Raw genomic sequence first — 13,058 nt, forward strand, 5'->3', positions numbered from 1 at the left:
GGGCACTCGAGCAGCTCGTCGCGGCGCTTCTCTGCGTACAGAGACAGGGCTGACACGAATTGCGCGAACTCTTGGGGCGCTCGGTACGCAAGTTGCGCGGCGGCGAGCGCTAATTCTTTTTCACCGATCAATATTCGATCTTGCTCATTTGCATGACGTTGGGCGCGTCCATCGCACCCTCGCCGCTCGGCGTGACCTTGGCGTAGTTGTTGATCGAACGCTGAAAGGCATCACCAGCCGTGAGCTGAGTCACTGCATGGCGGTTCGGAAGCCGCTCCTGCTTGCCGCCCTTGCCCTTGTGCTTGGTGATGCCTTTCATCGCTCTTCTCCAGAGAATTTGGGGGAGCCGTAGCTCCCCCAGAAACCACTAGCCATAGCTGCCGGTCACAGTGGCCGCCGACATGGCGAGACCGCCGCCCGCGGCGGGGACACACATGTACTCACCCGCCGGCTTCGCTGTCGCAGTCAACGTGATGACCGCTTTGCCGGTCGCGTCGGTGAGCACCTTGAGATACTTGTTCGCGGTGAGCGTCACAGCGACCACACCGGTCGTGGCCGCCAGACCCGTGGAGTACGTAGTCGCAGAGACGTTCGCGCCAGCCGAATCGGTTGACATGTACAGATCGAACTGATGCACGCCCTTTTCGGCGAACTGGATGGTGAACGTCGCGACGTTCGCGGCGCCGGCAGTGATAGTGATCTTCGGCGCCTTGCCGGTAAGGTTCTTCAGAACCTTCTCCACGTCCTGCTTGTCGATTTTGTCGTACGGCATTGGTCAGTGCTCCTTAGTTGCTGGTCTTGGCGGTGTGACCGGCAACCGACGGCTTGGCCGAGCCCTTGCCGAACATCTTGCCGTTGCCGCCCTTGGCAAATTTGCCGCCGTCGCCGCTGGTGGCATGCGACGTCATGCCGGGCTTCTGCGGGCCGGCGTGCTGTTTGCCGAACATCTTGGTCTTCCCGCCCTTGGCAAAGGACGGGGTCTTGGACGAAATAGTCTTAGTCTTCGCCATCGGGTTCTCCTCTGCTGGCGGGTTATCCCACCCCGCCGGCGATACGGGTCTGCGGACCCATATCCTGCGTGACAGGTGAGCTCTGCTGGTTGCCCTGCGCCTGCGCGGCCGCGGCAGCCATGTTCTGGGCCTGAGTTTGGGCCTTGATCTCTTCTTCGCTTGGCACGATTTCCTCGCCGTCCATGCCGATCGAGCCGGCGACCTTGCGCAGCACGGCGGCGCGCCCCTTGGGTCCGATGATCTGCATGTCGACCGGGTTGGCGGTCGCCTGGAGGAATTCGAGCTGACGCGAACGTTCCGTCTCGCGCTGGATCGCAACGTTGACGCCCTTCACGCTGATCGACTCTTCGCCGGTCAGCATGCCGGATGAATCTGTCAGCATGATCATGTCGAAGAGGTTGTGGAGCAGCGGATCGAAAACATCGCGGTCGATGTTGGCCGCAACCGTCTGAAGGATCTTCGAGGCGTTGCCCATGAGCATCGCAAGACCGGACGCCGTGCGCCCTGCCCCGCCGCTCGAGTTTCCCGACAGGTACTTCGGAATCGCCGACAGCTCGTCGGCCATGTCGCTGAACTTCTGATACGTGGCGAGCAGCTCAGCCGCGTTGGAGTTCGGCTGGAAGAAGTCGACCGGCTTCTGGGCGCTGTTGCCCGACATCGGGTCGGACGTGACGCGCCAGCGCTTCCACGGATAAAGGTCTTCGCCGTCCTCGTCGGGCGCCAAACGATCGGTGTTCACCACGACTTGCGGGCCGGACGAGATCGACAGGTTGTTGACCAGCGAACGCAGCGTGGCATTCGCCACTTCCTGGATGTCGCTGAGGATGTCGGGAAGGCCGTTGCCGACAGGCGTGCCGGGCACCTTCTCGAACGAAGTGATGAAATACGGGTGGCGCTTGCGCGGGCTCGGCGAGAACTGAACCTTGATGACATGCCGGCCGATCAGCCATGCCTGCACCATGTAGTCGCGCATCGGGTCCGGTACCTGCTTTGGGTCGAGCCCGTACTCGAGCAACATGCGCCCCTGCACGTTGCCATGGTACTCGAGGCACGACAGCAGGCCCGAACGATTCATGTTCGGGTTCTCGCGCTTCTCCTGGATGGCGCGCTCGGCGTCGGTCATGTCCCAGTCGTCGTTGATGCCGCCACGACCGTATTCGTCGAGCACCGCGATGATCTCGTCGCGGTTGTAACCGGGAAGGTCGAGCAGATCGTTGAGGTCCGCGCGCGTAACGCGCGTGCGCTCGATGACGGCGGCATCCTCGATGTCAGCGACGCCAGGCGTCCACCAGATGTCGAAGGGAGAAGTGCGCTGCCAGAACAGGCGCGGCTTCTGCTGCACCGTGGCCTTGCCGCCATTCCACACGACAGCGGGCACGATGCGGACGACCGGCCCCTTGATGCAGGCGAACGGGAACAGTGGCAGGTCAACCAAAAACTCGGCGAGCGCCTTGTAGAAGTTGCCTTCCTTCAGGAGCTCATCGATCTTGTCCTCGGCGATGTGGGCCTGGTCGGCGGCCTTCTTCTTAGCGGCTTGGCGCGCGGCTTCCATCAGCGAGAACGTGCGATCGCGGATCGAGCTCGGATCAACCGGCTGGCCCGCTTGCGCCTGGGTCTGTGCCTCGATGCCGACCAGCTGTGCGATCGTCTGCAAGATTTCCGGCGGCACGTCGGGGTCATCCGGCGGGTCGATACCCCACGGGCGATCGGGCGAGAGATAGACGTCGCGCAGCAGCGAGCTTGCGCCGCGGCACTTCATCGCGATCAAACGAGCGTAAACATCCGAGCCACCGAATTGCTTGATCTGCGCGAGCTTATCGGCGTCGTACTGACCGTTGAACGCGCGTAGCGCCACCAGCAGTCGGTTCGACCAGCCGGCCGCGGCGTCGTTGCGATGTTGCTTGAAGATCTCGAATTGGGTGCGGATGAACGAGGCAAGACTGGAGAGCGTGGTCTCGTCGACCGCCGCTTCACTCTGAGCTTTTGCTTCGTCCTGCGCCTTGATCGCGGCGTTGAGCTGTGCGGGCGGCACAACTCGCAGCACACCGCGTACCGTGCCCGTTGCCATGAAGCCACGAGATACAGTATAGACGCACTAAATCCAAGCTACATTTGGTATCACATAAGTATCATGGCGTCAACTCCAGCTCGGTCCGCAAGTCTAGGCGATAATCATCTAGTAAAACTCGCGCGCGAAATCGCGATGGATGTCCACCCAATCGAAACTATACTGAAACAATACTCAGTCACCGACGAACGTTGGGAAGAACTACAGCGAAACGCAAAGTTTCAAGGGTTGCTCGCAAGTGAAGTTGAAGCCTGGAATACGGCGCTCAACACCTCCGAGCGTGTCAAACTCAAAGCTGCGGCGATGCTCGAGGAGTGGCTCCCGGAGCTGAACAACCGCCTTCACGACACCGAAGAGGCGCTGCCCGCGAAGATCGAAGGCGGCAAGATGCTGACGAAGCTCGCCGGCATGGACGGGCGAACCGGTGAAGTGGCAGGGGGCGGTGAGCGCTTCAGTGTCGTCATCAATCTTGGCAACCACGGTCCCGCGATTGAGATCTCCAAGGAGATGCCGAAAGTGATCGAAGGCGAGGTCATTGCCTCCTCGTCGGAATAAGCCCTATCCGAGCAGGACGACCGCGGGCAGGAGGGAATACCACCTGCGCAAGCGCTACGGCATCACAGTACGCGATCGCGATGAATTACTTCGACGACAAAGGGGGCGGTGCGCTGGATGCCGGCGTGCCAGGGGTTGGAAGAAGGTTGTCGACCACAACCACAGGACCAAAAAAGTTCGCGGCATCCTCTGTCACCACTGCAATTTGATCCTGGGCCACGCGAAAGACAACGCCAACACACTCCGCCGATTGGCCTGTTACCTCGAAAAGTAAGACTCATGCGAAACCCGCCGCGCGTAGCGCGGAGGGATGGCAAATATCGTTTACAACGCGCCGCCGACGCTGGCGCGGTTCATGAGCTCCGCGGCGTTCGGCCGGCTCGTCGCCGGACCAGTCGGATCTGGCAAGACCACAGCCTGCATCGTCGAATTGTTCAGACGTGCTGCGGAGCAAGCCCCTGCCCCTGATGGCCTTCGCTACACGCGCTTCGCGATCGTACGCCAGACGCTGAAGCAGCTGAAAGACACTGTCCTCAAGGACATTCTCGACTGGCTGAAGGCGGCGGCGACCTACAAGGTCAGTGACAACACTGTCTATGTCTCGATTGGCGATATCCGCTCCGAGTGGCTGCTGATCCCTCTTGATGACCCCGAGGACCAGCGCCGGCTGCTCTCCATGCAGCTCACGGGCGCCTGGATGTCAGAGTGCATCGAGATGGATTACGCCATCGTCGCCCCGCTCTCCGGACGCTGCGGCCGCTACCCGAAGGAAGGCGCGACGTGGTCAGGCATTATCGCCGACACCAACATGCCGACGGAGGGCACCGACTGGCACACCCACATGTCCGATCCGCCCCCGGATTGGCAAGTGTTCATTCAGCCTGGTGGCCTCGATCCAGACGCTGAGAACCTGCCCTGGCTCAACCAGTCGCCAGATACAAAGAAGCTCGCCGAGACCGACCCACTACGCATCGCGCGCGGGCGCGAGTACTACCTGCGCAACGCGCGCAATCCGAACCCGGACTGGGTGCGACGGTACGTCCATGCGCAATACGGCAACGATCCGTCAGGCACGGCAGTGTTCCGCGAGAGTTTCAATCGCGCCTTCCATGTCGTCGAAGATCTGATGCCGGTGGCCCACAAGCCCCTCATCATCGGGCAGGACTTCGGACGCGACCCATGCAGCGTGATCTGCCAGCTGGACCACCAGGGGCGGCTCCTGGTGCTGCAGGAAGTGATCGCCGAGGACATCGGCCTCGAGCTCCACGTCGAGAAGGCGCTACGGCCCGCGGTCATTCACGAGCGCTACCTGGGGCACGCGATCGCGATGGTTGGCGATCCGGCTGGCATCTCCAAGAGCTCGATCTACGAGGAGACCACCTTCGACGTCCTGAAGCGGCTCGGCTTCAACGCCTTCCCTGCCCCGACCAACGACATCGACCCCCGCCTGCGCGCCGTAGAAGCCTTCCTGTTGGCCCAGCGCAATGGCGGTCCGGCGATGCTCATCGATCGCGATCGCTGCCCCACGATCGTCCGCGCGCTCGCCGGCGGTTATCGCTACGCCAAGACCCGGAACGGCACGCGCAAGCCGCTGCCTGACAAGAACGAATATTCGCACATCATCGACGCGCTTCAGTATGCATGCCTTGCGGCGCATGGCGGAATGTCGGGTTATTTTGCCAGGATGATGGCGCATCGGCCACGCTCGACCCGCGGCAAAATGCCGACCGGAGCCTGGACTTAGGCTTCGTCCACGCTGCCAGCGATCGCCGAATCCAGAAAACGGGCGTTCAAAAACGACACTGCGCCGATTGCGGACGTGTTGAGTACGGGGTCCAAATCCTCTGCCGGCGACCAGGCAGAATATCCGACACCCTCGTGGTTGACATAGGCGAACGCCACAAACTGAAGCTCTCCCTTCCGCGCCATAGCCAGGTATTCTTCCAGCGTCGCGACGATGTCGAGATTCGGCGTCGGGGATGTCTTACTTTCGGGGGTAACCAGCTTGGGCTTGAAGGGTACGATCTTCTCGTTGTCGTTGGTCATAGATCTTTGATCCAGTAGATGGCGTCGCGATGCGCCCATGGGTTGGTGGGAGAAAACGTACGGTAGCCGGCAGCGATGATGTTGTTGGCCGAATGCGGATTGTCGCGCGTGTCGCTGACGATGCGCTTCCAGCCGAGTTTGCGCGCTTTGGCATGCATTGCCCGCATGAGGCGCTTCTGAAGACCGCGGCCGCGATGCGCCGGGTCGACACCGACGCGCCAGAAGTAACCGGCATCGGTGCCGATCACGGATTGCTTGATGCCAATGAATGCGGCGGGAATGCCTTTGTGGAAGGCGATCCACCAGTGTCCTTCGGTGAAGTCGACGACCTTCGCTGTCTCCTCGAAGGACACCGCGTGGAGCTCGGCGAGCTCTTCCTGGTAGTCCGCGCCGTCAACCTCTCGAATGCGGTAGGTCATCGGCGCCTCGCATCACTTAAGAATGCCAGATACCCGCAGGTGCTCGAAGAGCCTGCGGACCGCGAACCCGCGCGCAATCGACACGACAGTGAAGACCGCCCCGATCATCAAATTGTGGGAGATCGGGACGTGAAGCCCGAACCAGGGGAACACCACGACCTGCGTGGTGACCGCGACGCCGTAGCCGATTGCCGTACTGAGCAGCGTCTCCAGCAAGGAGGCTTTTCGCGTCTGCTTCACGCAGCCTCCTTGAGCTCTTCCTTCGCCGACTGCTGGTCGTTGTAAGACTTGTCGATCCACTTCTGGATCAGCGGCAGCGTATAGAAGACGGCTTTGCCGAGCTTGACGTGCTCCGGCCCCTTGCGCTGGCCCCGCCACGTCGCGAGGGTCGTGACCTCGACATCGAGGATCTTCGCCGTCTCGCCCTCGGTAAGAAGTCCCAGCGCCTTGCGCGCGTGGAGCGCGGTCTCCTCGATCGATTCAATACTCATCAAAACCCTCTTTGGTGTTAGGGTTAGATGATTTCAAATGCTATCTAAGTCAATGAAATATATAGGTAATTTTCAAGCAACCTTGCGTAGTCTATTGGTGCTCTGGGGAAGCTCGTGGTGACTGGTCACCCGCACCGTGCCTCTCCTGGTGCTCGCTCGCGCGCGTAAAACAGCCGAGCTACGGCTGAGCTCGTCACCGCGGTTATAACCCTGCGTCGTCTGTAGCTCGCTATGCGTAGCAGCAGCCCGGATGAAGTCGGGGTCAGCACCAGCGTCAAACGCCTCAGTGATTCCGCCGGCGCGGCTGTCCATGTTGAACACGCTGTCGGGGATACCCTCGGCGCGGGCGATCGCTCGCCAAATCCTGCGGAATTCATACGCAGGGTACGGCAGCCGAGTTAACTCATTGACGATCACTGGGCCTTCCCGCCGCTCGATCAGTCTTATGCGGCCGCGGGATGGGACCACACCCATCCGTCTAAGATCTTCGATGATCATTGGAGCCAGCTTTAGGTCGACAACGACGGGCTTGTTGGTCTTCGATGTTTGGTGGCGCAATATCAGCTGGTCGTCGATCTCTGACCATAACAGCCCCCTCACCCACTTCTCGTCGCCGATCGCGATGCCTGGGCCGCCTTCGGCAAGGGTGCGGGGTATGTATTCTCCGATGGTATCTTTCTGGCGCAACATGATGTCGAACTGAAACGCTTGCGCCAGCGCTACAGAGCCGCGGTCGCGACGCCAGGCGCCGGCTCGAATAGCCGCAGCTTGGGATGCCGTGATGCGTTGCTTACGACGTGGTGCGCCGGGGAAGCGCATACTCGACATCACCTGCCGAATTCGCGCGCAATGCTTGTCTTCGAGGATCGTGAGGCCAAAACCAAAGACTGCACGCAACTTCTTGACAAAGGCGTGGGCGCTCGAAAATTTCGTACCGTCTAGCCACTCTGCGTGCCACGACAACAATGTGGCACCCTTAATCTTGCTGAGCTTTACGTGGCCGTATCGCCTATCGATCTGGCGCAGGAGATTTGAATGGTTTCGCCTGGTCGAATGGCGAAGTTTGTGCCAGCGCGAAAGTGGGTCGCGCTGGTATAGTTTTATCAGCTTGCGAAGTTTCATTTCCCCCAACTAAGTGGGGGTTGCATATCGCTTTGTCTACAGCCCCTGAGAGTGCTACAGGGAGTGAACGGCTACGAGAGCCCCAAGTCAGCCTTGATCTGGTTGGCGAGCCAGTCCCCAAGCGTGTCGTGCCCAGCCTGATCGGGATGCGTCGTGTCCGACCTCGTGTAAGTGACAAGGTTAGGATCGAAGATCGTCACGCCAGAAATTCCCGCGCAGCCGACAATTATGCTGTCCGAGGCGGTCTTGATCGTGCCGCTTCGTGGCGTCGGAGCGGATGGGTTCCACGGCAGAACAACATAGATCAGCGCATTGGGGCGCCCGGCTCGCAGCGTCGCCAGTGTCGAATGAACGACCGAGGAAACGTCGGCGTTATCGTTGATCCCCATGGGGATGATGTAGACGTCTGCAGCAGGGGTCACACCGTCAGATGTGATGCGATCCTTTAGTGCGGGCTTCGTGCCATTCGCAATATTCCACCCGGTCCCGCCAGCCCCGGAAATGCGCATATCATCGAAGCCGAGCAAACGACCGCAGCGAGGAGCTAGGCCGCGAGGCCAATCAGCGACACCAAGCGTCACGCTGTCGCAGCCTGTGCCCTCAGTGAAGCTATCACCAAGGACGCACAGGCGCAGACGGCGCGCAGCGGCTGGCGCGAAAATAGCGCCGGTTGTGTCGAGAACGGTCGGCCCCCATGTGCCATAACCGATACACTCTAGACGGATCGCCCTCCGAACAGGGTTTGGATCGATCGCGCTGAAATCAACCTTGATGTAGCGCTGCGATCCGTCTCCTGTCGTGACGAAATAGTTGTTGGCGCTGAGCAGGCCATCAACATAGATGCGGAACATCGTGTTGTTGCCTTGCCGATACACCCGCTGCTCAAACTTTGGCGACGAGCAGTCGAACTCAAGCACGCCGACACGGCCGGAGCGTGTTGCATCGCTCAAGGATAGGTTGTCGCATCTATTGTAGCCATTCTTCGGAGAGGTAACATCGAGCAGTTCAGCGTCGCCGCCGAGATACCGTTTCGATGCATCGTTGATCCCGATAACGGAGCCAGTGAGGGTTGGCCCTGCCGCGCCAGCACCTTCCGTGACCGTAGGCGATGAGACGGCATTCCCCGGCAAGCCGCCATAAGTCTGAATTTGGCTTTTTAGCGCAGCGCGCGTAGCCGCGAAGGCGTTCGCTCCCCCAAGGAGTGCGGGAGCCTGTGCGTAGCTGGTCGGGCCGGCGACTGGGTATGTAATGCCGTACGAAGGGGCCATCAGTGTGCCCCGCTCAGTAGCTTTGCTTCGCCGATTGAACGCCAGCCGTAACAGATGGCGTGGTGGAGCCAGCGGTGTTCGCGCGCACCTGGCACTTCGGCAGCTCAAAACCACCACTTCCGTTGGAGGTGAACGTGCAGTAGGTGTCGCCGGAGCGGTCGACGTCCATCCATGTGGTGCCGTCGTCGTAGCTCACCTGCAGCTTGATGGTGCCCGAGCCGAACGTACCGAAGGCCGTGAACACACCGCGGCCGCCGGGCCACACAACACCTGACGTGCTGCCGTTGCCGGTGATCGTCCACTTCATCGCAACAGGAATCGCCATGCGGGTCTCCGCTCCAGGAACTAGGAGGAGACCCGTTATTGCGGCTCAGCGTTTCGCATGAGTCTCGCGATCAGTGAATTGTTTGCTCGTCCCAGTCCTCGAGATTGATGGCGAGCCACCCTGTCCCGTCGGGGTGCTCGGCGACCGCGCTCACGGCACGCTCGATATCCTCGATCTCGTTGCCCTCAGCGTCGTAGTACTCGGTGAACTCCGCGATGCGCCCGTCAGTGAGCACGAGGCAACGCATCTTCCGGCTGATCGCCGCTATCATTCGTTGCCTCGTGAGGTAACCGCGAAGATGATCGCACCGATCATAAGCAAGACACAGACCGGGCCGAGCAGTTGCAAGAACGCCATGCCGGCCTCCTGGCGAGCCGCTAGGAGGCGTTCTGTGCGGCGACCACACTCGCAGCCTGGTCAACCGTAAGCCCACTGGAGGAGCTCGCGGGCGCGTCCAAAGGGGGCCCACCATTGCTCATGGCGCCGACGGCAGCTTTGAGGTCGGCGTTGGCGGCGTCGAGCTGGCGCTGCATGTCGAGCACCTGGCCGACGGTGCTCGTGAGCTCGTTGGCGGATGCGCGCATGCCCGCGGCCGCATCCGAGGCGGTGCGGATCGCATCCTTCGCCTGCCGCACGATGTCCGCGAGTCCCTTGACCTCGACGCTCATCTGGTACTCCCGCTCGAGCTCTTCTGCCGAGATCACCACCTCACCAGCGAACAGGAGCCACCGGGGATGCGTCTCGGACCACATGCTCGAGCCGTAGCGCGTGGAGGTTACGCGTGAGTCTTAGTGGGAAGTAATTTTAGTGGGAAGTAATTTTAGTGGGGCTTGGTAGTCCGCGACGTATCGCGCACGAAGTCTTCAACCCATTCGACCGGCATCTTGAAGGTGTCGGCGATCTCGCGTTCGCTCGTACCATTCAACCATAACACCCTCATATACACGCGCATGCGCTCAGGCACGTCTTCAGGCTTGGATAGTTCCTGGAGCACCCAGGTGAAGAATGGCGGTTTGGGTGGTGGGGTGTTGTCGTTCATCGGATCTCGCGAGTATCGGGCGCTTGGGGGAGCGCACTATATAACACTCGTGAGACTCTGATGTAACCGATGGTTTTAGGGTGCTGGGGTTTTTTGCGGCAGGTGATGTTTCAGATAAGCGCGAGCGGCACTGAGGCGGTTGATCGCCAGCAGCCTACCGATTGGATGATTGTAGACGCCGTAGTCGGTGGACCCAAAAATTTCGTAACCGTCCAGCGGTTCCCACTCAAACCCTAACAGCATAGCAGCTGCGAGTGCTTCGTCGTCTGTGAGCTCTTCGTGGGTCACCGGCGCGTCAGGGTTTTTTCCAGATGCTGGTGTGCGTGAGGGCGCCGGCATCGTCGAGATGGGGCGATGCGTTCACGAGCTCAACCTCACCGCCGAGCGCCGCTGATGCTGCAAGCATTTCGTGGTTCGAGGGTGCTGCTCGGAGCGGATCGTCGATCGCGTACGTCGCGACCACAGTCGCGTAGGTGACGGTGCTCAGGGTGACTTTCGGGTCGCTCATGGTTGCTCCGTGCGTTGGCGGGAGGCGTAAAGCTCTCCCAGCAGTTTGTCCCTGGTCTCAGTCGGCTCGAGTGCCAGGCGCGTAAGCATGCTCTGCCAGTCGTCACCCCAGATCTTTCTGGCAACACCGTGGTCGAAGATCAGCGTGTCGGCACTCGGCAGCTCCTCGACGTGCCTGGTCTCACCCTCGAACTTTGTGAAGATCAGATGGTGTGCGGCGCAGACCTCGTCGGCACCGTACGCTTCCCTGATGATGCTCCGATAGAGCGCGAAGCTCCTGGCGTTGCGCGCGTTCTCGGCCGCCCAGATCGGTTGGGGCATGTTTGGGCTTTCGATGGTTTTAGGGTTTCGGGGTAGCGCCGCAAGGTTTCGCCTGAGTGTCAAGCCCTTTCCGGTTTTCCAAAATTATTTTCGGTTTCACGTAAGTTTCCCTATTGCGTCTTACCCGAAGTTGCGAGAACGTAACGTGAACGTTTCGGGAAAGTCTCAGAGGCAAAAATCCGAAATCTGTATTTCCAGGGGCCCCAACAAAGGGCGGCCCCCGGTGGCGGGGGGCCTGTCCATGTGGGGGCGTGGCCTCCCCGTACCTAGGTTGTAAGGTCGGATGGTTACCCGGTGGGGTTGCCTCCCCGTACCTGAGATGAGGCGGTGCCTGACAAGCCCGCAAGTGGAACGCTCCCGGCCCATCTCTTGATGGTGGTGTCCGATGGCAGATAGCCGCGAGGTCGCGAGGAACCGGTGGTCTTATACTCCACACCGCGCGATACCTGCCGCCCGCACCCGTGCGATCGTTACCTCTTGAGGTGACCCGACGCGGACAGTGGTAAACCCGATAGCACCGCTTGGTGCCGGCAACGGGTAAACCCTAGCAGAGTTGCTAGGTAAGGGGCCGCAGCAATGCGGATCACCATCAAACCCTAAAGCGATACTACCCTGACATACCGGGATCGATTGCCGAACGGTTTGATGCCGCGGAGCGGTTCGGCCCCCAGCAATCTACGCCAATGCCAAGGTTGATTGCTGTGATGGCTTGCTTGTCGAGCCATCGCACCAATCAATCTTGGAGCATCGAACCATGTCATCATGGTCCCGCGAACATTCTAACGCCTTTGGATCGTTGCGTGGTGCGAGGAGCACGACGGTATCGTCGAAGGCTTCTGCACACCTCGCAACGATCAACGACAAGCAGAAGGCTTACCTTCGAAGGTTAAATGGTGTGAAGGCTCGGTTCGCTGCCGACGACAAGGCGGCACCTGAGTTCAAGGCGGTGCGCGAGTTCAATTGCCCGGTCCGCGCTGACTGGGTGCCGCCGAAGCCGCGCGGTCGGTCTCACTGCCGCAAGGCGCGCTAATACGTAGAAGGTTTGCAGGAGTATCATCCTGCACTGAAAAAGACTTAGGTCTATCGCGAAAGTTACACGAGGATGAAAAGTCTTTCGGCAGCGAGTACTCTCTTTATCTATCTTAATATCATAATCATTTTTTAATAAGAGAGGTTTCTATCCGAGGGTGTCATGTGGGTATCTGCTTCCGAGGTTACACCATGAAACCCTAAGGCGCTTGGAGCCCAGTAGCTCCCTCAAAAAAATATAAGATGTTGTACACATTTTCTCTGGCGCCATTGATTTACCTCGCTTTTCCTTCCGCGAATAACCCACAGGCTTGTGATATTACGTCGGTCGCAAAGAGACACTGACGCAACCCTCGCTCGGTAGCTCGGAAGCACATGCTTCCAAAGTGATGCGAGGGTTTTATGGTTAGCTTGGTTGGTAGTGGTAAGACGCCTGACGTCCCTGAATTGCCTGGTGTCTATATGCTGCGGCACGAGGGCGATGGGGCTATCTACATCGGCATGTCCTGCAACCTGCGCAAGCGGTGCAGAGAGTGGTACTCGGCCGTCGTTGGTGCTGGCCGCTGGTCGGCCAGCGTGTCATCGACGATGCGCACCGCAGTCTGTGCGTTGGACAAAGAGCAGTGGAGCTTTCATGTGTTGGTCGCGGACCCGCACTTGATGCGTTCTGATCTGTCCAGACTGGAGCGCCGCGCCATCCGCCGCGCAATGGACAAGGGCGAACGGCTTCTGAACAGCCACACATACGGCGCGTGGCAGTGCAAGCCACCTAAAGTTTCGTGAAGGTTACAGAGTCAGAGCCGTAGTTCCACGGATCGCCTGTCGCGCTGTCCAATTCGGACGCGCTTGATACCCACG

Annotated in this window: 22 protein-coding genes; 5 read left to right on the plus strand and 17 right to left on the minus strand. The window is 60.1% G+C overall.

Annotated features, from left to right (window positions below; translation table 11 throughout):
* Nucleotides 1-127 precede the first annotated feature (127 nt).
* Genes CWO91_RS16495 through CWO91_RS16510 form a run of 4 tightly spaced genes read right to left on the minus strand, consistent with a single transcriptional unit; the run spans nucleotide 128 to nucleotide 3,078 of the window.
* Complete coding sequence (locus CWO91_RS16495) at nucleotides 128-319, minus strand: hypothetical protein (protein WP_130214389.1); 192 nt, start codon at nucleotides 317-319, stop codon at nucleotides 128-130.
* A 48-nt stretch (nucleotides 320-367) separates the two neighbouring features.
* On the minus strand, nucleotides 368-772 hold the full coding sequence (locus CWO91_RS16500; protein ID WP_130214390.1) for a hypothetical protein: 405 nt from the start codon (nucleotides 770-772) through the stop codon (nucleotides 368-370).
* Between the two features lie 13 nt (nucleotides 773-785).
* Entirely contained in the window at nucleotides 786-1,010 is a 225-nt protein-coding gene (locus CWO91_RS16505; RefSeq protein ID WP_130214392.1) for a hypothetical protein, read from the minus strand.
* A 22-nt stretch (nucleotides 1,011-1,032) separates the two neighbouring features.
* Nucleotides 1,033-3,078, minus strand: coding sequence for a portal protein (locus tag CWO91_RS16510; protein ID WP_130214394.1), 2,046 nt, complete (start codon nucleotides 3,076-3,078; stop codon nucleotides 1,033-1,035).
* 135 nt (nucleotides 3,079-3,213) lie between these two features.
* Between CWO91_RS16510 and CWO91_RS16515 the strand changes: the two genes are divergently transcribed.
* Genes CWO91_RS16515 through CWO91_RS16525 form a run of 3 tightly spaced genes read left to right on the plus strand, consistent with a single transcriptional unit; the run spans nucleotide 3,214 to nucleotide 5,377 of the window.
* A complete protein-coding gene (locus tag CWO91_RS16515; protein ID WP_130214396.1) occupies nucleotides 3,214-3,633 on the plus strand; it encodes a hypothetical protein in 420 nt (139 codons plus the stop codon).
* A complete protein-coding gene (locus tag CWO91_RS45450) occupies nucleotides 3,614-3,907 on the plus strand; it encodes an endonuclease VII domain-containing protein (protein ID WP_130214398.1) in 294 nt (97 codons plus the stop codon). The genes CWO91_RS16515 and CWO91_RS45450 overlap by 20 nt, the downstream gene beginning before the upstream one ends.
* Nucleotides 3,908-3,943: 36 nt before the next feature.
* Nucleotides 3,944-5,377: a terminase gene (locus CWO91_RS16525; protein ID WP_130214400.1), complete on the plus strand. Its 1,434-nt coding sequence runs from the start codon at nucleotides 3,944-3,946 to the stop codon at nucleotides 5,375-5,377.
* Here the strand turns inward: CWO91_RS16525 and CWO91_RS16530 are convergent.
* The 13 genes from CWO91_RS16530 to CWO91_RS16590 form a co-directional block, all read right to left on the minus strand.
* Nucleotides 5,374-5,679 (minus strand): hypothetical protein, encoded by a 306-nt coding sequence (locus CWO91_RS16530; RefSeq protein WP_130214402.1) that lies wholly within the window; start codon nucleotides 5,677-5,679, stop codon nucleotides 5,374-5,376. The two genes, CWO91_RS16525 and CWO91_RS16530, sit on opposite strands and share 4 nt — an antisense overlap.
* Nucleotides 5,676-6,098 carry a GNAT family N-acetyltransferase gene (locus CWO91_RS16535; RefSeq protein ID WP_130214404.1) on the minus strand — a complete coding sequence of 141 codons (423 nt, stop codon included), beginning with the start codon at nucleotides 6,096-6,098 and terminating at the stop codon, nucleotides 5,676-5,678. Before CWO91_RS16535 ends, CWO91_RS16530 begins: the two co-directional genes overlap by 4 nt.
* A 12-nt stretch (nucleotides 6,099-6,110) precedes the next feature.
* Nucleotides 6,111-6,338 carry a DUF7220 family protein gene (locus CWO91_RS16540; RefSeq protein ID WP_130214406.1) on the minus strand — a complete coding sequence of 76 codons (228 nt, stop codon included), beginning with the start codon at nucleotides 6,336-6,338 and terminating at the stop codon, nucleotides 6,111-6,113.
* Nucleotides 6,335-6,589 (minus strand): transcriptional regulator, encoded by a 255-nt coding sequence (locus tag CWO91_RS16545; protein WP_130214408.1) that lies wholly within the window; start codon nucleotides 6,587-6,589, stop codon nucleotides 6,335-6,337. The genes CWO91_RS16540 and CWO91_RS16545 overlap by 4 nt, the downstream gene beginning before the upstream one ends.
* A gap of 72 nt (nucleotides 6,590-6,661) precedes the next feature.
* Nucleotides 6,662-7,711 carry a hypothetical protein gene (locus tag CWO91_RS16550; protein ID WP_130214410.1) on the minus strand — a complete coding sequence of 350 codons (1,050 nt, stop codon included), beginning with the start codon at nucleotides 7,709-7,711 and terminating at the stop codon, nucleotides 6,662-6,664.
* A gap of 71 nt (nucleotides 7,712-7,782) precedes the next feature.
* The gene (locus CWO91_RS16555) at nucleotides 7,783-8,979 is read right to left on the minus strand and encodes an SGNH/GDSL hydrolase family protein (protein WP_130214412.1); all 1,197 of its coding nucleotides are present in this window, start codon (nucleotides 8,977-8,979) and stop codon (nucleotides 7,783-7,785) included.
* Nucleotides 8,980-8,992: 13 nt separating this feature from the next.
* A complete protein-coding gene (locus CWO91_RS16560) occupies nucleotides 8,993-9,304 on the minus strand; it encodes a hypothetical protein (RefSeq protein ID WP_130214414.1) in 312 nt (103 codons plus the stop codon).
* A gap of 70 nt (nucleotides 9,305-9,374) precedes the next feature.
* A complete protein-coding gene (locus CWO91_RS16565) occupies nucleotides 9,375-9,575 on the minus strand; it encodes a hypothetical protein (protein WP_130214416.1) in 201 nt (66 codons plus the stop codon).
* A 106-nt stretch (nucleotides 9,576-9,681) separates the two neighbouring features.
* The gene (locus CWO91_RS16570; RefSeq protein ID WP_130214418.1) at nucleotides 9,682-10,056 is read right to left on the minus strand and encodes a hypothetical protein; all 375 of its coding nucleotides are present in this window, start codon (nucleotides 10,054-10,056) and stop codon (nucleotides 9,682-9,684) included.
* Nucleotides 10,057-10,124: 68 nt separating this feature from the next.
* Nucleotides 10,125-10,343 carry a hypothetical protein gene (locus tag CWO91_RS16575; protein WP_130214420.1) on the minus strand — a complete coding sequence of 73 codons (219 nt, stop codon included), beginning with the start codon at nucleotides 10,341-10,343 and terminating at the stop codon, nucleotides 10,125-10,127.
* Between the two features lie 75 nt (nucleotides 10,344-10,418).
* On the minus strand, nucleotides 10,419-10,631 hold the full coding sequence (locus CWO91_RS16580) for a hypothetical protein (protein WP_130214422.1): 213 nt from the start codon (nucleotides 10,629-10,631) through the stop codon (nucleotides 10,419-10,421).
* A gap of 7 nt (nucleotides 10,632-10,638) precedes the next feature.
* Nucleotides 10,639-10,851: a hypothetical protein gene (locus tag CWO91_RS16585; RefSeq protein WP_130214424.1), complete on the minus strand. Its 213-nt coding sequence runs from the start codon at nucleotides 10,849-10,851 to the stop codon at nucleotides 10,639-10,641.
* Nucleotides 10,848-11,171: a hypothetical protein gene (locus CWO91_RS16590; protein WP_130214426.1), complete on the minus strand. Its 324-nt coding sequence runs from the start codon at nucleotides 11,169-11,171 to the stop codon at nucleotides 10,848-10,850. Before CWO91_RS16590 ends, CWO91_RS16585 begins: the two co-directional genes overlap by 4 nt.
* 895 nt (nucleotides 11,172-12,066) lie before the next feature.
* Between CWO91_RS16590 and CWO91_RS45010 the strand changes: the two genes are divergently transcribed.
* On the plus strand, nucleotides 12,067-12,201 hold the full coding sequence (locus CWO91_RS45010) for a hypothetical protein (RefSeq protein WP_283810972.1): 135 nt from the start codon (nucleotides 12,067-12,069) through the stop codon (nucleotides 12,199-12,201).
* Nucleotides 12,202-12,602: 401 nt separating this feature from the next.
* The gene (locus CWO91_RS16595) at nucleotides 12,603-12,983 is read left to right on the plus strand and encodes a GIY-YIG nuclease family protein (RefSeq protein WP_130214428.1); all 381 of its coding nucleotides are present in this window, start codon (nucleotides 12,603-12,605) and stop codon (nucleotides 12,981-12,983) included.
* Nucleotides 12,984-13,058 lie beyond the last annotated feature (75 nt).

It is taken from the genome of Bradyrhizobium genosp. SA-3 (genome assembly GCF_004212635.1).
Taxonomy (GTDB): domain Bacteria; phylum Pseudomonadota; class Alphaproteobacteria; order Rhizobiales; family Xanthobacteraceae; genus Bradyrhizobium.